General features: G+C 60.0%; 20 protein-coding genes. 14 read left to right on the plus strand and 6 right to left on the minus strand.

Going from position 1 to position 21,856, the window contains the following annotated elements; translation table 11 throughout:
* Positions 1–25 precede the first annotated feature (25 nt).
* Positions 26–919, plus strand: coding sequence for a DUF6929 family protein (locus IC234_RS10525; RefSeq protein ID WP_190924251.1), 894 nt, complete (start codon positions 26–28; stop codon positions 917–919).
* A gap of 13 nt (positions 920–932) precedes the next feature.
* Here IC234_RS10525 and IC234_RS10530 read toward each other — a convergent pair whose 3' ends face one another.
* Entirely contained in the window at positions 933–1,334 is a 402-nt protein-coding gene (locus IC234_RS10530; protein WP_190924253.1) for a hypothetical protein, read from the minus strand.
* A 216-nt stretch (positions 1,335–1,550) separates the two neighbouring features.
* On the opposite strand from IC234_RS10530, the gene IC234_RS10535 reads away from it, so the two are divergent.
* Entirely contained in the window at positions 1,551–1,976 is a 426-nt protein-coding gene (locus tag IC234_RS10535) for a hypothetical protein (protein ID WP_190924255.1), read from the plus strand.
* A 189-nt stretch (positions 1,977–2,165) separates the two neighbouring features.
* Positions 2,166–3,221 carry a cobalamin B12-binding domain-containing protein gene (locus IC234_RS10540; RefSeq protein WP_190924257.1) on the plus strand — a complete coding sequence of 352 codons (1,056 nt, stop codon included), beginning with the start codon at positions 2,166–2,168 and terminating at the stop codon, positions 3,219–3,221.
* A gap of 77 nt (positions 3,222–3,298) precedes the next feature.
* Here the strand turns inward: IC234_RS10540 and IC234_RS10545 are convergent, their stop codons facing one another.
* Together IC234_RS10545 and IC234_RS10550 are read right to left on the minus strand one after the other, a co-directional pair.
* Positions 3,299–4,429, minus strand: a complete 1,131-nt coding sequence (locus IC234_RS10545; protein ID WP_190924259.1) for an AI-2E family transporter — start codon at positions 4,427–4,429, stop codon at positions 3,299–3,301.
* Between the two features lie 96 nt (positions 4,430–4,525).
* On the minus strand, positions 4,526–5,716 hold the full coding sequence (locus IC234_RS10550; RefSeq protein ID WP_190924262.1) for a lactonase family protein: 1,191 nt from the start codon (positions 5,714–5,716) through the stop codon (positions 4,526–4,528).
* Positions 5,717–5,941: 225 nt separating this feature from the next.
* Between IC234_RS10550 and IC234_RS10555 the strand changes: the two genes are divergently transcribed.
* From IC234_RS10555 to IC234_RS10570, 4 genes are all read left to right on the plus strand, one after another.
* On the plus strand, positions 5,942–6,763 hold the full coding sequence (locus IC234_RS10555) for a DUF6597 domain-containing transcriptional factor (protein WP_190924264.1): 822 nt from the start codon (positions 5,942–5,944) through the stop codon (positions 6,761–6,763).
* Positions 6,764–6,830: 67 nt separating this feature from the next.
* Positions 6,831–7,460 (plus strand): NAD(P)-dependent oxidoreductase, encoded by a 630-nt coding sequence (locus IC234_RS10560; protein ID WP_190924266.1) that lies wholly within the window; start codon positions 6,831–6,833, stop codon positions 7,458–7,460.
* A 28-nt stretch (positions 7,461–7,488) separates the two neighbouring features.
* The gene (locus IC234_RS10565) at positions 7,489–8,007 is read left to right on the plus strand and encodes an anthrone oxygenase family protein (RefSeq protein ID WP_190924269.1); all 519 of its coding nucleotides are present in this window, start codon (positions 7,489–7,491) and stop codon (positions 8,005–8,007) included.
* A 201-nt stretch (positions 8,008–8,208) separates the two neighbouring features.
* Complete coding sequence (locus tag IC234_RS10570; protein WP_190924271.1) at positions 8,209–9,378, plus strand: PAS domain-containing sensor histidine kinase; 1,170 nt, start codon at positions 8,209–8,211, stop codon at positions 9,376–9,378.
* Between the two features lie 231 nt (positions 9,379–9,609).
* Here the strand turns inward: IC234_RS10570 and IC234_RS10575 are convergent, their stop codons facing one another.
* Positions 9,610–10,395 (minus strand): S24 family peptidase, encoded by a 786-nt coding sequence (locus IC234_RS10575; protein WP_190924273.1) that lies wholly within the window; start codon positions 10,393–10,395, stop codon positions 9,610–9,612.
* 122 nt (positions 10,396–10,517) lie between these two features.
* On the opposite strand from IC234_RS10575, the gene IC234_RS10580 reads away from it, so the two are divergent.
* Genes IC234_RS10580 through dnaB form a run of 6 tightly spaced genes read left to right on the plus strand, consistent with a single transcriptional unit; the run spans position 10,518 to position 14,064 of the window.
* A complete protein-coding gene (locus IC234_RS10580) occupies positions 10,518–10,871 on the plus strand; it encodes a hypothetical protein (RefSeq protein ID WP_190924275.1) in 354 nt (117 codons plus the stop codon).
* Positions 10,872–10,873: 2 nt separating this feature from the next.
* Positions 10,874–11,215: a helix-turn-helix domain-containing protein gene (locus tag IC234_RS10585; protein ID WP_190924277.1), complete on the plus strand. Its 342-nt coding sequence runs from the start codon at positions 10,874–10,876 to the stop codon at positions 11,213–11,215.
* A gap of 12 nt (positions 11,216–11,227) precedes the next feature.
* Positions 11,228–11,404 carry a hypothetical protein gene (locus tag IC234_RS21795; RefSeq protein ID WP_223827601.1) on the plus strand — a complete coding sequence of 59 codons (177 nt, stop codon included), beginning with the start codon at positions 11,228–11,230 and terminating at the stop codon, positions 11,402–11,404.
* Complete coding sequence (locus IC234_RS10590; RefSeq protein ID WP_223827602.1) at positions 11,405–11,824, plus strand: hypothetical protein; 420 nt, start codon at positions 11,405–11,407, stop codon at positions 11,822–11,824.
* Positions 11,821–12,648 carry a hypothetical protein gene (locus tag IC234_RS10595; RefSeq protein ID WP_190924279.1) on the plus strand — a complete coding sequence of 276 codons (828 nt, stop codon included), beginning with the start codon at positions 11,821–11,823 and terminating at the stop codon, positions 12,646–12,648. The genes IC234_RS10590 and IC234_RS10595 overlap by 4 nt, the downstream gene beginning before the upstream one ends.
* A 12-nt stretch (positions 12,649–12,660) precedes the next feature.
* Positions 12,661–14,064: a replicative DNA helicase gene (dnaB, locus tag IC234_RS10600; RefSeq protein WP_190924281.1), complete on the plus strand. Its 1,404-nt coding sequence runs from the start codon at positions 12,661–12,663 to the stop codon at positions 14,062–14,064.
* A gap of 6 nt (positions 14,065–14,070) precedes the next feature.
* On the opposite strand, the gene IC234_RS10605 is transcribed toward dnaB, so the two are convergent.
* On the minus strand, positions 14,071–18,912 hold the full coding sequence (locus IC234_RS10605; RefSeq protein WP_190924283.1) for a DUF3883 domain-containing protein: 4,842 nt from the start codon (positions 18,910–18,912) through the stop codon (positions 14,071–14,073).
* A gap of 15 nt (positions 18,913–18,927) precedes the next feature.
* On the opposite strand from IC234_RS10605, the gene IC234_RS10610 reads away from it, so the two are divergent.
* Entirely contained in the window at positions 18,928–19,695 is a 768-nt protein-coding gene (locus tag IC234_RS10610; RefSeq protein ID WP_223827603.1) for an IS5 family transposase, read from the plus strand.
* Positions 19,696–19,804: 109 nt separating this feature from the next.
* On the opposite strand, the gene IC234_RS10615 is transcribed toward IC234_RS10610, so the two are convergent.
* Positions 19,805–21,853 (minus strand): DUF1998 domain-containing protein, encoded by a 2,049-nt coding sequence (locus IC234_RS10615; protein WP_190924287.1) that lies wholly within the window; start codon positions 21,851–21,853, stop codon positions 19,805–19,807.
* Positions 21,854–21,856: the final 3 nt, after the last annotated feature.

Genomic DNA, 21,856 nt, shown 5'->3' on the forward strand with positions numbered 1-21,856 from the left:
CACACTCCCCGCCACGGCCCCGCTCATGACCGCCACCATCCTTTCTGAAGTTACCATTCCCGGCCTGCCCTCGGCCTCCGGTGTCGAAATCATCGGGCCCACGGTCTATGTCATTGGCGACGACTCGGCTGCCCTGCATTGCCTCGATGCGGTGACGTTGGCGCCCACCGGCCGCCGCCAGCTGTTCGACCACCCGGCCGATGGCCCGTTTCGCATCCCCAAGCCCGACAAGCCCGACCTGGAGTGCATGGCCGCCCTGCGCTGGCCCGACGGCCGCGCTGGCCTGCTGCTGCTGGGTTCGGGCAGCCGCCCCAACCGCCAAAGGGGCTGGTTTGTGCCCACCGACGCCCCCGAGGCTGCCCCCGAGCCGCTCGATTTGGCCCCACTCTACGCGCTGCTGGCGCCGCACCTGCCCGCCGCGGCCGTGCTCAACCTAGAAGCCGCGGCCACTTCCGAAACCGAGCTGCTGCTGTTTCAGCGCACGGTGGGGCGGGCCGACGCGGCGCTGCTGTTCCGGCTGCCGCTGGCGGCCACGCTGGCCTTTTTGAGCGGCGCAGCCGGGGCTCCGGCGGTGCGCATTTTGCAATTTGAATTGCCAGCCATTGCGGGTTGCCCGGCCGGGTTTTCGGGCGCCACCTTGGTCGACGACCTGCTTTTTGTGACCGCCTCCGTAGAAAACACCGCCGATGCCGTGCTCGACGGCGACGTGCTGGGCTCCTTCATTGGGCTGGTCAACCTCGACGCGCCGCGCGCCGCGTTTGCCCGCTTGGCCTGGCACGACGGGCGCGCCTACCTTGGCAAGGTGGAGGGCCTGGCGGTGCGCCGCGCCGTGGACGAGCGCCACTGGGAATTGCTGCTCGTGACCGACGACGACGCCGGCGGCAGCACCGCCGTGGTGGCCGAAATCGAACTGGATTAATGCAAAATTCCGCTCAGGGCAGTTGCTGAAGCCATTCCACCGCTTCAGGCTCGGCGTCGAAGAGGCGATAGGTGAGGGCCGACTGTTGCGAGTCGGTCATCACAAGGTTCAGCGAGAGACGGGCAAACACATCGGCCGGAATGATGATGGCTCCAAAGAGTTCGTAGCCGTCGGTTTCGCTGCTGGCCAGCCAATACTCGCGAATCCAGTTGCGTTCCTCGTCGGTAAACGGCGACATCTGGCGCTGGTCGGCCAGCATCTTGTGCCAACTGTGGCGGCGCAGCAGCTGGCTGGTGTGGGTAAGAAAAGCTTGAAAGGTGGGAAAGTCCCGGGGCCCGGCCGCGTATTGCACCAGGGCATAGCCGTCGGGGTGTTCGAGCAGGCGCCCCACGGGATTCTCAAAATATAAACGCATTATGCAGCAGAGCGCGGTAAAGCGGTTGATAAATAAATAGATAAAGATATAGCATGGGCTTGTAAAATAACACCCAATGGCCGAGCCTATTTACGAAAGCTGGTCCGTTTCGTTGAGAAATAAAAACCGACAAATTGCGCCGTGCCGCGTAGTTTTGTCGCGGCTTTTTACTTGGCTTCCAGCGGCGTTCGTTCGGGCATCTCTACCTCCTTACTTATGAATTTGCTGCCCCGGGCTCAGGAAAAGCTCTACTTTCAGAACGCCGCGGGAAAGATATACCATCATGCCAGCGGCTTTGTGCGGCTGGGCTGGGGCGCTGAGCGTACTTCCATCGAGGTGGTGAAAGCGTATTATGAGCAGGTGCTGGCCTTGCTGCTGAATTCGGGCGCGCGCAAAATCCTCTCCGACCACGGGCAGCGCGCGCCGCTCTCGGGCCCGGCGCAGGCCTGGCTCATCGAAAACTGGATTCCGCGCGCCATGGCGCAGGCCCGCACCCGGCACTGCGCCATTGTGGAAGGGGCCGACCCGCTGCACCGCCTCTCCACGCAGTCGGTGGTGTCGGCGTCGCCGTCGGGCTTCGTTTTTCAACGCTTTTCCAACGTCGAGGCGGCCGAAGCCTGGCTGGCCGGCGTATCCGCCTAAGCCCTGTCGGGCTGCCTCCCGTGCGGGCGGCGCGGCGTGGCGACTAAAAAAATCTCCCTCTTTCTCACGGCCTTGCGGGCCGGGACGGTAGCAGAGGGCATCCCGCCGGGGGCAACTTGCGTAGGGGCGAAGTTAATTCCAGGGTAAATCCGGAATTAATTTTCGTTACCCAAAACCGATACCACGCCTTTGCCCACCAACCAAGCGCTGCGCGAGCAGATTGCCCATCGGCTTTACCAGGAGTTGGGGGCGCTGGCCGAGGCTGCCGCCAAACAGCTGCCCGTGCCCGCCGCCGGGGCCACCACAGCCGACGCACCCCTGGAAGCGTTCGAGCAACACCTCGTGGCCCTGGCCAACGCCGTGCTCATGAACAGCCCGGCCTTGTTTGAGGGCCACGTGCTGCAGTTCAGCCAGCAGCTGGGCCCCGCGGCGGCCACCGAGCAAGTGGCCGCCCTGCGTCAAACTTTGCTCCTGCGCTTTCCGGTGGGCGAATACGTGCTCATGGCCGGCATCTTGAGCGCCGGGCTCATTGCCCTGGCCGCCCCGCTGGCCGCCACCCTGGAGCCGGTGGCCGAAGAGCCAACGGACTCGCCCGAAACCGTCCGCTTTGCCGCCCTGGCCGCCAATTATGTATCGCTGCTGCTCGCCGCCGACCGCACCGCCGCCCAGCGCCTGCTGGTGGCCGAAGCCGAAGCGGGCACCGACGTGCGCGACCTGTACCTGCACGTGCTGCAGCCGGCCCAGCGCGAGGTGGGCAACCGCTGGCACCGCGGCGAAATCAGCGTGGCCGAGGAGCACTACTGCACGGCCGCCACGGCCGGCGTTATGGCGCAGCTGCAGCCGTATTTTCAGCGCACGCCGCGCAACGGCCGGCGCCTGCTGGCCGCCTGCGTGGCCGGCGACCTGCACACCATCGGCCTGCAGATGGTGGCCGATTTTCTGGAGCACGACGGCTGGGACGTGAGCTACCTCGGCGCCAGCACGCCGCCGGACAGTATTCGCCGCATGATAGCCGACCAAGGCGTGCAATTGCTGCTCACGTCGGCCTCGATGCCCCACCACGTGCCGCTGCTGGGCGACCTGGTGGCCACCCTGCGGCGCGACCCGGCCACGCGCCACGTGCGCGTGGTGGTGGGAGGCCGCCCCTTCGTGTACGACGCCGACCTGTGGGAGCGCACCGGGGCCGATGGCTGGGCCGCCAGCGCCGACGATGCGGTGGGCGTGGTGCGGAACTTGTTTCAATAACCACGGCCCACCACCGCCCCCGTTTCAGTTGAGCTTGAAACGGCTCCTCCTTGGTAGGAGAGGAGTGGGCCGTACTTTCAGCTTGATACCACTTCCTCCGCGCGTTCGGCTTCCTTGCTGGGCGGGTTGATTTTGCGGCCGCGCGGGGTTTCCTCGTCGCCCAGCAGCATGCCCCAGGGCTTGAGGGACGGAATGCGGTCGAACACGATTTTGAGGATGGCGATGACCGGCAGGGCCAGAAACATGCCCGCCACGCCGCCGATGGCGTTGCCCACCAGCACGCCCACGATGGCCACCAGCGCGTTGACCTTGATTTTGGAGGCCACGATGCGCGGGATGAGGTAGTGGTTGTCGATGAACTGAATGACCATGTAGGCGGCCACCACCGCCACGGCGTGCCCGTAGCCGGGCTTGGTCACAAAGGCCATGAGCACCGGCAACGCAATGGCGATGAGCCCGCCGATGTAAGGAATGAAGTTCAGCAGCGCGCCCAGCACGCCCAGCAGCAGCCCGTACGGCACCCCGATGATGAGCAGCGCCGTGGTGTTCAGCGTGGCCACAATGCTGGCTTCGATGAGCAGGCCCACCATGTAGCTCTGGATGGTGGCCTTGCTTTCGTGCAGCACGTCGGCCACGTTTTGGTCTTGCCGCCGGCCCGAAAACACCTGGGTCAGAAAATCTATCAGCCGCCGCTGGTACAGAAACAGCAAAAAGATGTAAACCGGAATGAGCGTGACCACCACCGCCAGCCCCGACACCGCCGAGAGCGTGCCGCCCAGCAGCGCCGACGCCCGGTTGCCGGCCTCGCTGAGGTAGCCCTGCAGCTTTTGGTCGCTCACGCCAAAGCGCGATTGCAGCCATTGGTGCACCTGGGCGGAGGTTTCGGCAAATTTCTTCTTAAACAGCGGCATCTGGCTCGACAGCTGGGAGGCTTCGAGGTAGATGAAGTAGAGCAGGCCCACTAGCGCGCTCACACCCAGCACCACCGTGAGGGTGATGGCCAGCAGCTTGGGCACCCGGTGCCGCAGCAGCCACTGCTCCACGGGGTGCAGCATGATGGCGAAGATGGCCGCGAAAAACAGCGGGAAAATGATTTCGCTGGCCGTGTGAATGGTGAACACGGCCAGGGCCAGGCCCAGCAAGATGAGCGGCAGTTTCACATAAAGCGGAAATTGCAGCTCGCGGGGACGTTCGTCGAAGTCGGACATATGAAGGAGCATGTGGCCACGCGGCGAAAGGCCGTCAGCTAAGCGCCGCTTACGGGGCAGGATACGGCGCGTTGCCGGCGTGGCCCGCCCCGTTTCTCAGCGCGTGAAATCTTCCACCACCTGCACAAACATGGGCGAAGGCACTTCCACGGTTTGGCCGGTGGGCGCCAGCAGGCCGTTTTGCGGGTCGACGCGGAACGTGACCACGTTGTTGGAGTTCTGGTTGGCCACCAGCAGCAGGCGCCCTGAGGGCGTGAGGCTGAAATTGCGCGGGGTGTTGCCCTGGGTGCTCACGTGCTGAATGGGCGCCAGCGTGCCATTGGAAGTGTCGATGGCGAACACGGCGATGCTGTTGTGGCCCCGGTTGGAGGCGTAGAGAAACAGGCCGTCGGGCGAGACGTGAATGTCGGCGCAGGAATTCTGACCAGTGAAGCTCTTGGGCAGCGTGCTCACCGTTTGCAGCTCCTGAAACTTGCCCGCCGCGGCATCATACGCCAGCGCCGTCACGGTGGAATTCAGCTCGTTAATCAAATACGCCCGCTTGCCATTGGGATGGAAAATGAGGTGTCGCGGCCCCGCGCCGGGCTTGGCCACGAAGGCGGGCTCGGGCAGGCGGGCCAGCTGGCCCTGGGCGGCGTTGAGGCGGTAGCCCACCACTTGGTCGGTCCCCAGGTCCACGGCGTAGGCGTAGGTGTTGGCCGGGTCGGGCAGGATGCAGTGCGCGTGCGGGCCGTTCTGGTTTTTGTGCGGGCCGGAGCCCTGGTGATGGTCGGTGGCGGTGGGGGCGGCCAGCTGCCCGTTGGGGCTCAGGGGCAGCAGGGCCACGTTGCCGCCCACGTAGTTGGCCACCAGGGCCGCCTTTTCGGAACGGTCGAGGCTGATGTAGCAGGGCGAGGCGCCAGCCGACGGCTGCTGATTGAGCAGCGTGAGCCCGCCGGTGCGCGGGTCGACGGCCAGGGCGCTCACGCCGCCGCTCTTCGCGCCCCGAAACGTCTGCGTCTCGCTCACTGCGTACATAAACCGGCGCCCGGCGGGCATGGTCAGGTAAGTGGGGCTGGCGCCGCCCCGGTGCGCGCTGATGGGCGTCAGGATGCCCGTAGCGGGCGCGAGACGGTAGAGGTAAATCGAGTTTTCCTGCTCCGAGCTCACGTTGGTTCCGATGTACACGAGGTAGTCGCGGGAAGCAGTGCCGGCCGCGGGCCGCGCACACCCGGCCAGAAACGCGGCAGCAAACAAACCAAGCCCAACAATAGGCAGAGCGAAGCGGAAACGGTTAGGGAACGTCATGCAAGGAAGTGGCGGGGTGTGGCTGCAAAAGTGCAACAATTCGGCCGACACGCCGTGCACCCGCCCGAAGCCAGTGCGCCCAGCGGCACACCGCTGTCAACAACCGCACTGCCCTGAACCGAGCCGCCCGCGGTTTACGGCGGGCAATGCAAGGGCGCCGGCTTGCGTATATTTATCAGCCAATGCTCCAACGGTTCGGCGGCACACCGGCCCTATTCCTGCGCAATGCACTTCCACCAGCTAGCTCCTCCCGACGACCTGCGCGGCTACGTGCGCTACTTCTGGACCTTGGAAACCACGGGCGAAGCCCCTGCGGCACCCCAAACCTTCACGACGCTGGCCGACGGCTGCCCGGGCCTCATCACCCAACTCACCCCCGACGCGCCGCTGCAGGGCCGCGCCAACAAGCCCTGGCCGCGCAGCTTTCTCTACGGCCAAACCACCAGCGCCACCGAAATCGTGGCGCACGGTCCGTTCCAAACGCTCGGCGTGTGCTTTGAGCCTAGCGCGCTGGCGGCCGTTTTTGGGCTCAATGCCGAGGAACTCACCAATACCTGCCTCGACCTGGCCCTGCTCGATGCGCCGCGGGCCCGTGGCTTGGCCGAAGAACTGGCCGCCCGCCCAACCGTGGCCGAACGGCTGGCGCAGCTGGCCGACTTTCTGCGCAGCTGCTTCGCGCGGCACCACGCGCCGGTCGATGCCCGCGTGCGCCAGTCGCTAGCGCAGCTGCAAGCCAGCGGCGGCCGGGTTTCACTGCCCGCCCTGCTCCACGAAGTGGGCATGTCGGAACGGAGCCTGCAACGGAAATTCAAGCACCATGTGGGCATTTCGCCGCAATTGTTTGCGCGCATCTGCCGCTTCCAGGCTTCGCTGACGCAGCTGCGCGCCAGTCGGTTCGAGAAGCTGTCCGACCTGGCGTTTGAGCAGGAATACGCCGACCAGTCGCACCACATTCGGGCTTTTCAGGAATTCGCGGGCGCGTCGCCGCTGCGGTTTCGGCAGCAGGCGCAGCCCGGCCTGTCTGATTTTCCGGCGCTGTTGCGCTAGCCTGTCGGATTCATTCTATTTTCTGGGGGTGGGTGACTCGGTCCTTTGTTAAAAAAAACAACAGACAATGAACCTACTCGTATTTGGAGCCACCGGCGGCACCGGCCGCCAGCTCGTCGAGCAAGCCCTCGCTCAGGGCCACACCGTCACGGCATTTGCCCGCAACCCCGCCAAGCTGGCCGTGCAGCACCCCCGCCTGCGCGTGGTGCCCGGCGACGTTCTCGACGCCGCCGCCGTGCGGGCCGCCGTGACCGGGCACGATGCCGTGCTGTCGGCCCTCGGCGCCCCGGCCGGGCACAAGGCACCCGTGCGCTCAGCCGGCACACGCCACATCTTGGAGGCCATGGCGCAAGCCGGCGTGCGCCGCTTGGTGTGCCTCACCACCCTGGGCATGGGCGACAGCCGGCCGGCGCTGCCTTTCGCCTACAAATACCTGATAGTGCCTCTGTTCCTGCGCAGCGCCTTCGCCGATTCGGAAATTCAGGAAGCTTTTATCCGCGACAGCGGGGTGGAGTGGACCATTGCCCGCCCCGCCACCCTCACCAACGGCCCGCACACCGGCCAGTACCGGCACGGCTTCCCGGCCACCGAGTCCGGCCTGAAAATCAAGATTTCGCGGGCCGACGTGGCCGACTTCATGCTCCGCCAGCTTCACGAGTCCACTTACCTGCGGCAGGCGGCCAGCCTATCTTATTAATCTTTTGCCCCATCCCCAATTCCATTCCATGCAAGGCAGAACCATTGTGCTGGGCCTGGCCACCGCGACGACGGGCCTGATTGCCGGTGTGTATTACGGCTTCTCCGTGGCCGTCAACCCTGGCTTGGCGCGGTTGCCCGCGCCGGCCTACATCGCAGCCATGCAGGCCATCAACGAGGTCATTGTAAACCCCTTGTTTGCGGCGAGCTTTTTCGGCGCGCCGCTGCTGCTGCCGCTGGCCACCGTGTTGCACGCCGGGCGGCCGCATTCCCAACGGTTTCGGCTGCTGGTGGCGGCTTCCGGGCTCTTTCTGGTGGGCAGCCTAGGCGTCACGGTGGGCGGCAACATTCCCCTGAACGACGCGCTGGCCGCTTTTCCGCTAGCCACGGCTACGCCCGCCGCGGCCGAAGCCGCCCGCGTGCAGTTTGCATCGCCCTGGAACCGCTGGCACACCGTGCGGACGCTGGCCAGCACGGCGGCTTTGACGTTGGCCGTGGCGGCGTGCCTGGCCTCGCCAACGGGGCGCCCAGCCCTCACGCCGGAGTAAGCAACGAAAATCGCCGACGCCGTATTTGGAAAGCTGATTACCTTTCCGTTGGTGCTGGAACGGTTCGATAGACTGCCAACCGGCCGCCCAACGCCGGCGGCTTAACGAGGCTCCGCTGCTGGCCCCTTGCGGAGGCTCCACTCATTGGTCCGGTTCTTTGCCGGCGGCGCGCGTATACCCCGCGCACCAGCCTTTATCCCCATGCCGCAAGAACCCGCTCACCACCAGCCCGCGGCTTCGGCAGCGGCTGACGCCGCAGCCTTGCGCCAGGAGGCGGCGGCCCCCGACCGCTACGAGCAGAGCCAAGTCCGGTTCCGCACGGTGTTCGAGAATGCGCCGCTGGGGCAAAAAATCATCACCCCGGACCTGGTGATTCAGCAAGCCAACCGCGCCGTGGTGGAAATGCTGGGCTGCGCCGGCGTGGACGACCTGGTGGGGCGCAAAATCCTGGAGTTTTCGCACCCCGACCACCGCGCCGACTGGCAGGAATTGCAAAAGCGCCTGTGGGAGCACAAAATGCCCGCCTTCACCCTCGAAACCTGCATGGTGCGCGCCGATGGGTCCTCGTTTTGGTGCCGGGTGCATTCGGTGCTTTTTCCCGACGAAGGCGGCGAGCTGGGCTACACCATCCTCGAAGACATTTCGGCCCGCAAAACCCTCGAAGCCAAGCTCCGGCGCCTCTACGACGCCCAGGAAACCATCCTGCAGCTGGCCACCCACGACCTTAAAGGCCCTGTGGCCCACATCGAGTTGCTCACCGACCTGCTGCAGCGCGAGGTGGCCAGCCGCGCCGGCCAGGCCCCGCCGCCGCCCGAAATGGTGCACTACCTCGGCCTCATTCAGGCCGCGTGCGCCCACGCCAACGCCTTGCTTCGCGACGTGCTCTACGTCGGCGACCTCGACCAAAACGGCCTGCAGAAACGCCCCACCGACCTGCCCACTTACCTCGCCGCGCAGCTGGACTTGCACCGCCTCGCGGCCCAGGAAAAGGGCATCGCGCTGGCCCTGGACCTGCCCCCGGCCTCCTTGCAAGCGAGCCTGCACCCCGAAAAATTCGGCCGCGTGCTGGACAACCTGTTGCACAACGCCTTGAAGTTTACGCCGGCCGGCGGCACCGTCACGGTGGGCGTGCGCGAGCACGACGGCCGGGCCCGCCTCTCGGTGCAGGACACCGGCATCGGCATCCCCGGCAAGCTGCACAACAACCTGTTCGACAAATTCAACCCCACCCGCCGGGCCGGCCTCAGCGGAGAAACCACCACCGGCCTGGGCCTGTTCATCGCCAGGCAAATCGTGGAGCTGCACGGCGGCCACATCTGGCTCGAAAGCCGCGAAAAGCAAGGCTCCACCTTTTTTATTGAGCTGGCTTAAAGTGTGCCGGTTCGACTCCGGCTCCGAATAGAACAAAAAAGCCGGCCCCTCTCATCCGTGAGAGGGGCCGGCTTTCGATTACCTAGTACCCGGAGCCGGGGTAGCGCCCAGCCTCAAAAACGAGACGCTAACTCCTTGATTGACTTCCGGTAGTGTGAAAATTAATTAGTCGTGAAAATAAACAGGTGGCGTAGCAGGGCGCGTAACCACCTGAACTGCTTTTCCAGGTGGCTACACCAGCCGCAGCTGCTCGTTGCGGCCCGTAATCCGCTCCATCATTTCCAGCAGCCGGCCGCGCATATCCGAGGAGTCCCGCGCCATGATTTCCAGCAGGCCCGCCACCCGCTCAAAGGCTTCTTCCTTGTTGGCCGGTACCCGCGTGGTCAGGATGCCGCGCACCTCCCAGATTTCCCAGATTGTTTCACGGGGAATGAAGTGAGGGGAGAAGTAGGAGTTATCCGACAGCAGCTCTACTTCCTCGTCGCCGTTCTGAATGGGTTTGGGAATGCGCTTCACCATCATGGTTTCGTCGGTCACCACCACGTACACGTGGCGGGGCTTCACCATGCGCCAGTCGTCCACGCAGCGCGCAATTACCACGTCGCTGGTCCACAGCGTCGGCTCCATGCTGGAGCCTTCCACCTCAAAGGCCCGGTGCGATTTGCCCGAGAACTGCGGCAGCGCCAGCAGCTCCAGGTCCATTTCTTTTAACAGTTGGGGTTTCTCTCGCGCCAACTGGTAGCCGGCCTGCGCCGGTGTTGGCACCAGCATGATGCCTTCGTCGCCCGCCATGTTGAGCGTAATGACCGCTGGAGCGTGCATCCCACCATAGTGCACATGTGCCTGCTCATTAGCAGGCTTTTTTGTCGTTTTGGGTTCTTCAGCAGCTTTGGCCGGGGTCAGCATTTCCCCATTGCCCAGCAGCAGCCAACCCGGGTTTACCTCCGGGTAAGTCTGCAGCACTTCCACCAGCGTGTCAAAGCCAGGCTTGAACTTGTGGCCAATAAAGTTGTACAATTTCGTCGGCCGGTCGTGTCCAAGTTTCTTGGCAGCACCATAAACAGAGTCTCCATAGTGCTCAATTATAGCTGCAAGGCGGTCGCCAATCTGCTTTTGTTGTTCCATTTTGTTTTACACAAGTGTTAAAACTAATTTGGCAGTTCAAATTTGTTGTTGTAAAATTGTCCTGCTTCGGAATCAAAGTTAAACAATCGGCAAACAAAATGGAACACATAGCAAAGAAAATTTCAGAGCAGCGTCACCTTTTCGGCAAGCGCAGCAACTACACGGCCCGCATCATCGCCAACTTAGAGGCTAAGGGCAAGGCATTTACGCGCCAGCAGGTCTACAATGTCGTGTCCGGCCGCTACTTCAACATGGACGTGGCCGAGGCCTTCTTCGAAGAGCTGGCCGCGGAAATAAAGCGCCGCGCCGACCTCGAAACCTTGGCTAACGGTCAGTCCGTGGCCTTGAGCCCCCAAGTTCCCGCGTAGCCATGCAAGTCGCCCTGCTAGTCCCCGAACAGGAGTGGCGGCAGCTGCTGGCCGACGTGCAGCGCCTCAAAGCCACCGAGGCCGCCACCCCGGCCGCCCCGCCAACTCCACCGCCCGCGCCCGACCGTATCCTGACCGTGCGCGAGGCTGCCCACTACATGCGCCTCAAGCCCGAAGGCGTCCGCAATGCCCGCCGCGCCGGTCGCCTGTCCGGCCTGCGCCTCAACGAGAAGGAGTGGGGCTTCCGCCAGTCGGAGCTCGACCGCTACCTGTCCCGCTACAACCGCCGGCCCCTCGACGGGCCCCCAACCCCCACGCCGTCACCGCTCCGGGTGGCCGCCTAAACCCGCCTTGTCATGTCCCAGCTATTGCCCCTCGTCGGCCCGGCCACCACTGACGGCCCCGCGCCTGCGCGCTCCCTCATCACCATCCAGAAGGTAAAAGTCAAAGACCAGCGCCTCACCTGCGAATTCACCGAGCAGCGCACCGACGACGCCCCCCCGCGCGCCTTCGCCCTTACCTGCACCGAGTAGGTGCACCCCGACCTCCTCCACGCCCTCAGCCGCCTCGTGCCGCACCTGTGCCTGCTCACCGAGCAGCTGGCCGAAACGTCCGATTACTGGCCCGACGACGCCGAAGAGCTGCCCGCGCTGTTCGAAACCTTCCGCGTCACCGGCTTCTCCCTGGCCCGCCACCAGGGCGGCGCCACGCTCATCGGCCAGCGCGAGCTCACCGGCGGCCGGGTGCTCAACCTGACCACGCCCTATCAATCCTTCGACGACGAGCTGGCCACCTACCCCTACGCCGGCCTGCTCGAAACCACCCTGGCCATTGTCCTCACCGAGGTCGAAGCCGCCCTGCGCGGCAAGTGCACCGACTACCGCCAGCTCGACCTGTTCGACGCCCCCGCCCCCGATTCCATCACTTTGGTGCCCACGCCCCCGCAGGCATGAAGCTTCCGGCTATCCAATTCTACCCCGGCGACTGGCACAAGGACCAGGGCGTCCAGGCCCTCGACCTGCTGCAGCGCGGGGCCTGGTTCGAGCTGCTGTTGATGATGCACGACAGCGACGAGCGCGGCGTGCTCCTCGTCAACGGCCAGCCCATGCCCGACGCCGTCATCGCCCGCCGCCTCGGTTTGGATAACCAAAGTGCCAACCAAATCCTAACCACCCTCCTAACCTACGGCGTGGCCAGCCGCCGCGAGTCCGATGGCGCGCTCTATTGCCGCCGCATGGTCAAAGACGAGCACCTGCGCCAGGTACGCACTGAAGCGGGCAAAAAGGGCGGAAATCCCAGTTTGCTTAACCAAACCGCCAACCAAAACCCAACCACCCAGGATAAGCAAATCCCAACCACCGGGGTTAAGCAAAAATCAACCCCTTCACTTTCATCTTCACCTTCAATTACATCTTCAAAAGAAGAGAGGGGAGCGGCTAGCGCCGCCGCGCCCGCCCGCTCTTCCAAAAAGTCAGTTGCCAAGCCGGCCACCGACCCGAAGCCAGGGGCCCCGCGCCCCACCCTGGCCGACGTGCAGGCCTACGCCGCCGAGCAGCACCCCGCCAGCGCCGACGCCCAAACCGAAGCCGCCGCCTTCCACGACCACTACGAAAGCAACGGCTGGCGCGTGAGCGGCAAAACCCCCATGGCCAACTGGCGCGCCGCCTTCCGCAACTGGATGCGCCGCCGCGCCCAGTTCCAGGCCGCCGGCCAGTTGCCGGCCCCAAGCCGGGCCCGCACCGCCCCCAAACCCACCGACCCCTCCCGCTGGAGCTAACCAATCATTCCCATGAACCTACGCCCCACCACGTCCGCTCCCCGCCACATTCTGCTCCCTCCGCAAGCCCTCGACCTCGAAGCGGCCGTGCTCGGCGCCGCCCTGCTCGAAGCCGATGCCCAACGCACCATGCTGGCCACACTCACGACCGAGGAAGTGTTCTACTGCACCGCCCACCAGCAGGTGTACCGGGCCATCCGCGACCTGGTGCAGGTTGGCGACCATGCCGACATCCTCACCGTGACCCAGGAGCTGCGCCGTCGCGGCACCCTGGCCCGCACTGGTGGCCCCGCCTTCGTGGCCGGCCTCACCAGCAAAATCAATTCCGCCGCCCATCTCGAAACCCACTGCCGCGCTCTGCAGGAGCAACACGCCCGCCGCGTCATCATCAAGGCCGGCACCGAAATGGCCGCCTACGGCTACGACAACACCCGCGACCCGCTCACGCTGCTCAGCGACGCCCAAACCCACCTCACCACCTTGCACCGCAGCCTCGAAACCCGCCCCGGCCAAACCGCCGCCGCGGCCGAGGAAGCTACCTTCGCCCACCTGGCCCAGGCCGTCGGCCAGCACGGCCTCACCGGCGTGCCCACCGGCCTCACCCAGCTCGACGGCCTCACCGGCGGCTGGCAGCCGTCCGACCTCATCATCCTGGCCGCCCGCCCCGCGATGGGCAAAACGGCCGCCATGCTGCACTTCGCCCGCACCGCCGCCCTCGACCACGGCCAGCATACCGCCATTTTCAGCCTCGAAATGCCCATCCTGCAGCTCATGCAGCGCCTGGTGGCCAGCGAAGTGCCCGGCTACTCCAACTCCGACCTGCGCCGCGGCAACCTGCCCGGCGGCCTCGAGCAAGTCGCCCACATCCGCCAGCAGGCCCAGCGCCTGCGCACCCACGGCCACACCTTGCACCTCGACGACACGCCCGGCCTCACCGTCCAGCAGCTGCGCGCCAAGTGCACCCGCTTGCACGCCCAGCACCCGCTGCGCCTGGTCCTGGTCGACTACGTCCAGCTCCTGCGCGGTGACACCAAAGGCAACCGCGAGCAGGAAGTGGGCAGCATCAGCCGCGGCCTCAAGGAGCTGGCCAAAGAGCTCAACGCCCCCGTCATCGCCCTTTCCCAACTCAGCCGCGACGTGGAGAAAAGGGGAGGAGAGAAGCGCCCGCTGCTCTCGGACCTGCGCGAGTCCGGCAGCCTGGAGCAGGACGCCGACTGCATCGTCTTCCTCTGGCGCGGCGAGTACTACAACATCGCGGAGTACGAGGACGGCACCGCAACCGCTGATACCGTCCTCTTCGACATCGCAAAACACCGGAATGGTGCCACCGATGAAGTCATTGCCGCTTGTTCAATGCGTCGAGGGGTATTCAGTGACCTTGGCCCCGCCAATCGGAATTTTGGAAACACACTTTAATCTTAATTATTGCTCCTCCGCATCTGTGGATAAGGTAAAAGAAATCTGCATCTTCTGCCACATGGGTGTAAAGGCAGGATTTTCGTGCAGTGACTTTAGTCCATTGCTGAACGGATTTTGCAAGTCGTGAATTTGGGCTTTGTCGTCATCTTCTGCGTTTGTCACATACAGTAGGCGGTAGGGACTGGTCTTCTTACCTGCTTCTTGCACTTCCTTTTGACTGATGAAGAAACGGCCGCCCTCCCCAGTGGTGCCTTTTACTTCCACGCGTACTTCCTCATTTGTTTTGGAGTCACGATAACTAATGTCGTAGCCTAGCCGGTCATCACCATCCGGGTTATACCATTTGTCATTAGCTCCCACATCCTTTGCATTGTACGAAAGCCAACGCACTTGCTCATGTTGCTCAGCTAACATGCTCAATACGCGTTGTTCGGCACGTAGCCCAACGCGAGTATTATTTTCATTGTTGGCTGCACCACTCATTCCACCACCCCCGCCGCCGCTACTCCGCCACTGTTCATCAGGAGAGGACTCCTCGGCTGGTGCTGTAGCCCGCATATTGGCTGTTCCTCTAAAAATACCTGCTGGATTGCGGTAGGGGTCAGGATGCTCTGCGTCTGTATCTCCTTCATTGTTCCCAGTTGTTGTAGAAATAACGCGTTGAGGGGCCGCCCATATCTCATAAGCCTGCATTATTGGTTCAGTATGCCCGAAATACAATAGGTCACGCAACTGGCTTCCAGACAGAAAGTCGTCAAGCCATGCGTGCTCCTCCTGCGGTACTTGTTTCTGAAGAACTAGCAACGCTTGCCGAAATAGGTCATTGTACCACTGTGCAGGTTTCTCTTCCTGTTGTTTCAGCACCGAAATGTCAGCTAGCTCATGAAAATTATCACGCAATACCCGCTCAAAATGCGTTTCTAAGCTATTGGTTAATGCGGATGGATAAGGCCGCGCTGGTAATAGCTTGTATTTCTCTAGTTGCTTTGAAAACCCTTGCTGCCGCTTTCGTTTTTCCTTCGTTATAGGCGGCTCGGATAGCCGCTCATACTGCCACGCTTGAAATGCAGCTTGGTACTTAGTCAGCATTTTTTTCCACTCATTGCCCCACAGTTCTTCTTGGATAATGGGCTCCTCCAACACATTTTGTAACGTGCTGAATGGCAATCGTAAAACTTTCAGCAGCGCCAGCAGTGCCTTTCGGTTGCCGCTATCCGACAGCCTGCTATAACGAAAGGTTTCGGGTGCAAGCTGCGCTAGTAGAGTACGAGAAAGGCTAAGATTTAGGGTTGCCTCGTCTAGTGTAGTTGCCTCCTCTGGTATTGGAGAACCTATTGCTTGGCCTACGGCTCGCCAGAATGCTATTAGGCTACTACCAGCAGTTTGGAGAAATTGCTCCAGCTCAAGCATCCGCTCTCTGCCCACGTGGTGCCGTTTTAAGAATTCCGTTGTATGCGACAAATCCAGGTAGTCCTCAAGAGTTGCTTGTACATGCACCCAGTTAACTTCGGTTTTGTCGAGCCGTTCTTGCGCTATCTGCACCAGTGCCGAAGCAATATCTGCTGCTGGCCGCTTCCCAAAATTTGTCGTTACCCACAGCACGGCTTCGCCATCCTCTGGCTCGCCAACAAAGTGCGTGAGCGTTAAATGATGTTCGTTCTGTTCATCGTTGTCCCACCATAAAACCCGCTCCAGACTTTCTACTTCATGGACCTTAATGTCGGTGAGTTTGACGACTTCTTGGTCAGTCAGCGCCTCGTCCATCTTTTGCTCCATCAGGGCAAGGAGCCCAACCAAGTTATGGCCCATTAGCTTGGCAAGTGTGAACTCGCGTTGCAGCTCACCAAACACCACCTTACGGTTCAATGCTTCCGTCAGACGTTTCCCTACTTGTTTGGCAATTTTGCCAAACTGATTGCTTTCTACTCTGGTAAATTGAGGTTGGAGTACAGCTTGCCAATCGGGAGGCAGTTGCTCGTAAAGAGCCGGGTCGTCAATATAATTGACTTCTTCGCCTTCGCACCAACTTAATTCACCGGTGAGCCCATTGATTGCTAGAAAATGTACACTCTCAAGCCCATCCGGTACTTCTTCGCCGCGCCCAAGAGTTGCTTCGTAAAGCCTGGTAAGTACATGATTATAGGCTCGTTTTAGCTTCTCAGCTTCATTGGCCTTCAAAGTAGCCAGCCGTGCTTCGTTGTGTGCATAAAATAGCTTTAACAACGATACGAACTGACTGCCCGAAGTACTTGGCCATGTCACCGCGCCCAAGTCCAGTGCCAATTGGTTTAACTGCATTGAAGGAACCGCCACAACCGGTAAATACTGCACGACGGCCCGGTCTAGAGCGTTGGTATGGTCTTGGTCACCAACGAAAACGACTTCCCCTATACTGCTGAATGTACCTTCTACTTCGTCCAGTTGTGTTCTCAACCAAGATTTCTTGCGCAGCCATTCCGCAGCTCCGCTCAGAGTCACCCTGCTGTCGTACTGAATTGACTGGTAATAGCTGTTGTTCTGGTAATACTCTGGATTTTTCCCGTCAATATCTTTTTGAAGAAAATACCGGTACGAACTCCAATTATGCAATAGTTGTGTGGCAAACCAAGAAGTAAGGTTTTCAGGCTCATCAATTGTTCGCTCCCTTCGCAGCTCAATATTTCGGCGACTCAACTGTTGGTTCCAACCAATTCGCGGATGGCGGGAATCATTCGGATGTAACGTCCGCTCATTCCGCTGTACGTACATGCCTGGTCGCCGCCATATTCCGGCCCACTGCATGAATTCCTGCTTTTCATTGGCTCCGATTTTAAGTCGCTCGAAAACAGTTTTTTCTAGATACTTTCCACGTTTAGAATACAGTGCCCGCAACTCCTTGCTGGCTAAATACACTGGAGTGTGAATCGGATTTACCCACTGCCCATCAGACGTAGGTACAACGCCCTCACTCTGAAAATCTTCGGCGCTGACTTCGTCTCGCATGCTGTAGAGCACGCCAAGTAATTCCCAGTTCAGCGGTTTCTGTGGCCCCATCCGCTCCAGCAGTGCGCTTGCCAATGAAGCACGCTCGAAATCACGCAAACCGGTGCGCCCCTGAAAAAGACGCAGGCCTTCATTGGGAAATGAGAAGCGTTTATGGAGCATCTGCACTGCGTCAGCCAGTTCAATAGGCAAGTCCAACGTATTACGTTGGCTTCGGGCAATGTAAAAGATGTTTACTTTTTTGCCACATACCAGCAGTTGATGTTGCGTGAGCAGCACCGCCCGGTCCGACATATCGGGAGCATCTTTAGCGCTCAGGTAGCGGTAGAATTGGTCGAAGAAAGGCCAGTCCTTTGTCTGTCGACGGCGCTCACATTCCTTTTCAAGTTCTGCTTCTAAATTCTTGCGATTCAATTCGCGCACTCCAAATTCACTGCTAAGCCAGTCACGGACTTTTTCTGACGCTACAACCAGCCTTTTCCCGTCAAACTGTTGCAACAGGAGACGGTCAGCTAAACTTGCGCTTATTGTCATCACATCCGCTGCTTGCAGATACTCGCCCTCGCAATAGATAAACGACTGGTTTCGGAGAGTGTCCCTAACGCTGTTGTGCAGCACCCGCAACTTTTCTTCCTCACGGTTATAGCACAATACTTCATTGGTATCCCACCCAACTTTCTTTAGCCGTTGCAATAGCTCGCCGCCGATATACCTTCCTATTTCTTCTAGCAAAAATGTATTCAACTTGGCATCTGCCCGCAACTCGGTGCGTGAAGGGCTAACCAGAAAATAACTGTGGATAATAAAGGAAAAGCCCGTTTTCAGCCCGAGCGGGTAAAACAGGTAAAGTGCTGCGTCTGGTATAGGCCGGTAGCTGCCGTCGGTATTGGCTCCTAAAACTATCCGGATATCAACCTGCTCCATGGCTGATACCAACGCTTTTTCCTTCTCACCAAGTCCGGCCATTACCTCGAGAGGAATACTCACCGGTTTTCTAGGAGTATACAACCGGAAATGCTTCTCTGGCTGGTCGTCGACCTTGGTTGTCAAGCTCCGGCCATTGCGGTCTTTGCGTAAGTGGTAGCGCCGGTTGTGGCCTTGGGTAGTTGTAAAACTCACATCAGTTAGCCAGTCAAGGAGCAAGAGCTGCTCAATTTTCAGCTCCGTGAAATTGCGGTGTACCCATTGAGTGGCAGTTTCGTCGCGCAAGGGCAGCTCTACTCGCGTAACGATACCTTGCGCCAAGTCCACCTTACTCAGTTTGGCTTTCAAGTAATAAGGCAGCAAGAAGAGTGGACAGCCCTTGCCTATGCTATTGGCATATGACCTACGTGTTTCGCTCTCATCAAAGTAAAAAGTGCCATGTTGTGTTACCACCCGTGGCCGGTCGGTAAGCTGTCGAACCGATTTGAATCCAATGCCCTTAAATCCAATTGTTTCAGCACTGTGCTTGGTGCTTTCGCCAACCCGCGACACAGCAACGATGCCAGCTTCGGAAAACGGTAAGCCAGTATTGGCGACGGTCAACACCGTTTCCTTTAATTCAAACCAGACCGCGCCCGCCTTCCCAGCTAGTTGGTTCGCGTCTCGAGCATTTTGAATTAGCTCGAATAGGCTCCGGCCTTCGTAAGACTGCTGGATATATTCCTCAGTTTTGGCTGCATAGGCCATGCCCTCTGGAGTCATATTTAGTCCCCCCTGATGAAGCACCTCAACGATTCTCTTTAATTCGGTAGCAGAATTAATAGTCTTGTTCATATTGCTTTGTATCCGACTGCGGGGACATTTGTATGTAAGAGGGTGTTTGGGATTATAAAGCAGGCTAAATAAAAACGAGTCAGTAAGTTGCAGCAGGAGTTCCAAGGCTCCGGCTACAAAATGGTTGACGGCTATCAACCCCTTACTGACTCGCAGTGGCAAGTTATGCAGCCACTGCTGCCCGTGCACGGCAACCGGCGCCTGTGCTTGCGACAGGTGCTCGACGCCGTGCGCTACGTCTGCCGCACGGGCTGCCAGTGGCGCGCCCTGCCGGCCGGTTTCCCGGCGTGGACGGCCGTGTACTACTATTTCCGGCGCTGGCAACCCGTCGTGTGGGCCCGCCTCAATGAAGCGCTGAACCGGGCCGACCGGCTAGCGGCCGACCGGGCCGCAACGCCCTCGCTCGTGTGCGTGGACAGCCAAAGCGCCAAGCTGGCCCCGCGCATTTTTGAACACCGGGGCACCGACGGCGGCAAGCACGTCAACGGCCGCAAACGGCAGATAATCACGGACGTGGAAGGCCGCATTTTCGCCTGTTACGTGCACGCGGCCAACGGCCACGACGGCACGGCCGCCACGCAGGGGTTACTGCCGCAACGGCCTGCCTGGGGCCAGCGCCTGGTCACCGTGCTCACGGATAACGGCTACCGCGGCGGCTTTGCCGCCCACTTGCAGGCGCTGGGCCTGCGCCACGAACTGGCCAGTCGGCCGCCGAGTGTGCGCGGCTTTGTGCCCGTGGCCAAGCGGTGGGTGGTCGAACGCACCTTCGCCTGGCTCGCCTGCTTTCGGCGCTTGGCGGTCGATTACGAATTCACGCCCGCCAGCCATCAAGCGTGGCTGCTCATTGCGAATTCAACCATGTGTCTCAATCGGATATGCCCCAACTAAATCCCAAACACCCTCTAAATGTGGGCTGCGGCATTACGACCGAGCAGCACAGGCTGCAACGTCTAGCTTAGACCTTAACAGCGTATTTTTTATTTGGCAATGAGTTGACTCATAATCCGGCAGCAACCAACTTGCGGAAATAGCCAAACTTAGGGTCTATTACTAACCGTCTATCCAGAAAGGAATTAAATTCCTCGCACGAGGTTTCAGGTACCAATGAGCATGAAGAACAGGCTGCCATGTTCAAGCCGCCTACTCCCTGTCCTTGTTCACCAGGATGCCAGCACACCGGGTCAGATGAACAGTCAGTAGCGCGCATTAATGCGGTGCGGATGATTTCTTCAAACCTGCCATCCTTCGAAAGGCTTACCAGTCCTCCGTAGCTACCCTCTGCGCCGGCCACCGTGAATAGGAGTACTCCAGCCATACCGTCACCACAATAGAGCCGCTCACGCAGGGAAGTGACCGGATAGCCGCACTGAAACTCGAGTTCTTTTAGTAACAAATGAGAGAAGGTGTGTATCATCACTTCTGACGCAGTTATGACACGCCCTGCCTGTCGTTGCCATGACTGGAGATAATTGGCCTGTATCAGCCGAGCTTGCTCACCCACTTCGTTGTGTTCATCCTCCCACTTTTGCAGCTCGTCTCGGTCAAATTGTAAAAATATTCCTTCGCCATAGCTCTCGTATGCAGGCAAAAACCTGGCTTGATTGCCGTATATGCTGATGTAGTGTTTTCGAATAGCGCTGCCCTCTCGCTCATTAACCGGTTGATTAGGGCTTGTCGGTGAATACACGTCAGGCTGGAGGGCCTGTTCGGAGGGCAATGGGTCCAAGCGGCTATAGGAAGGTTGCACACTTACCATTTTCAACTGGTCGAGGTGATATATCCTTGCTAATCCTGGCAGCTGTAAGCCAGGTACTGCCGTAAACACTAACTCGGGTCGACCGGTGGTTGCATTTCGGTGTTCGCCTTGCTCATCCCGGGTTAAATAGTCGTACTCCGCTTGCCGATATAATAACTCGCTTGCATCAAGTACTTCATCCGTAAGCTCGAAATCCGCATCAATGAGGGCAGTGATATAAGCTACACTAATTTCAATACTTTGATGCCGTTTAATATCCCTGCTGATTCTTTCCGCCGTATCACCTTCCTCATGACTAGTGCGTATCAAATCAATTAGCTCGGTGCTTCGTTGAGTCAGTCTTGTCGGTATATAAAGACTTTCCAGCTTGTTAGCGTAATAGATACTATTACTGCTCCGAATAACTGGCCGAAACAAAATATGCTCGTCGCCTGGCCGGGATTGGCCTCTCGTGCCGTTCTGAAAAGGGAGTAAACCATACTGTACCAAATCGGAACGGCGGACACGCAGACTATAAAGCCCATTCAGGCTTGTGCGAATTTGCTGACCGTTGGCATCTTGTAGAGGTTGACCCTGCTGATTTTTAGCAGTTAAGAAAATGCCACTCAGGTCACCCAATCGGTCAAATACACTATATTCAATAAAGCTAAAGCCAGCGGGTTGTGCTGCTTCAAAGTCAAGCATGGTAGCCTGCAACTCTCCATGGCGCTCCTGCACCCTGACCCGTCCTGGTTGACGAGCTAGCAACCATCGGTCCCAGGGTATATCAGCAACTTCGCCTGCTGGTGATACAAGCACAAAACGTACTTGTTCCAAGCGCTGCATTCGTACCGGGCTGCCTGGTTGGCGAGTCCGCGGTACCAAGCTTTTGGGTGGATTAAACTGATTAGCCTCTCTACCATTGGATGTCCATGCTGCACGCCAATCGGCAACCTTCTGAAATCGGTTGCTGATGGGGCAATAGGCCCATTCAGGAAAGTATTTTCCTAGAAGTACTCCATCATTATTAGCCAATTGGTAGCCGCGCCGTAATTCGTTGCTCGGCACACGAACGAGGCGTTCCAGTCGTGAATAATGAAGTTGCAACCGCTGCTTGAAACGAGCATCCAGTATCTCATTGTCAACCAGTAAATGTTGCTCTTGGGTATAATAAGGCCAATGCTCAAAAGGCTGCACAAGCAGTGCGCCATCTGTAGTTTCAACAAGGGCACCAGGTGCGGCCGCACCGGTCACTACTTTGCGGGTGGGCTGCTGCTCGTAGCGGCGCCGGGGTGGTCTTGGTCCTTGCATAAA

This window comes from Hymenobacter armeniacus, assembly GCF_014699055.1.
GTDB lineage: Bacteria > Bacteroidota > Bacteroidia > Cytophagales > Hymenobacteraceae > Hymenobacter > Hymenobacter armeniacus.

Coding starts and splice junctions, on each gene's coding strand:
- IC234_RS10525 (WP_190924251.1), top strand. CDS start 26: ATGACCGCCACCATCCTTTCTGAAGTTACCATTCCCGGCCTGCCCTCG.
- IC234_RS10610 (WP_223827603.1), top strand. CDS start 18,928: ATGGTTGACGGCTATCAACCCCTTACTGACTCGCAGTGGCAAGTTATG.
- IC234_RS10570 (WP_190924271.1), top strand. CDS start 8,209: ATGCCGCAAGAACCCGCTCACCACCAGCCCGCGGCTTCGGCAGCGGCT.
- IC234_RS10530 (WP_190924253.1), bottom strand. CDS start 1,334: ATGCGTTTATATTTTGAGAATCCCGTGGGGCGCCTGCTCGAACACCCC.
- IC234_RS21795 (WP_223827601.1), top strand. CDS start 11,228: ATGTCCCAGCTATTGCCCCTCGTCGGCCCGGCCACCACTGACGGCCCC.
- IC234_RS10595 (WP_190924279.1), top strand. CDS start 11,821: ATGAAGCTTCCGGCTATCCAATTCTACCCCGGCGACTGGCACAAGGAC.
- IC234_RS10535 (WP_190924255.1), top strand. CDS start 1,551: ATGAATTTGCTGCCCCGGGCTCAGGAAAAGCTCTACTTTCAGAACGCC.
- IC234_RS10550 (WP_190924262.1), bottom strand. CDS start 5,716: ATGACGTTCCCTAACCGTTTCCGCTTCGCTCTGCCTATTGTTGGGCTT.
- IC234_RS10545 (WP_190924259.1), bottom strand. CDS start 4,429: ATGTCCGACTTCGACGAACGTCCCCGCGAGCTGCAATTTCCGCTTTAT.
- IC234_RS10615 (WP_190924287.1), bottom strand. CDS start 21,853: ATGCAAGGACCAAGACCACCCCGGCGCCGCTACGAGCAGCAGCCCACC.
- IC234_RS10555 (WP_190924264.1), top strand. CDS start 5,942: ATGCACTTCCACCAGCTAGCTCCTCCCGACGACCTGCGCGGCTACGTG.
- IC234_RS10565 (WP_190924269.1), top strand. CDS start 7,489: ATGCAAGGCAGAACCATTGTGCTGGGCCTGGCCACCGCGACGACGGGC.
- dnaB (WP_190924281.1), top strand. CDS start 12,661: ATGAACCTACGCCCCACCACGTCCGCTCCCCGCCACATTCTGCTCCCT.
- IC234_RS10585 (WP_190924277.1), top strand. CDS start 10,874: ATGCAAGTCGCCCTGCTAGTCCCCGAACAGGAGTGGCGGCAGCTGCTG.
- IC234_RS10560 (WP_190924266.1), top strand. CDS start 6,831: ATGAACCTACTCGTATTTGGAGCCACCGGCGGCACCGGCCGCCAGCTC.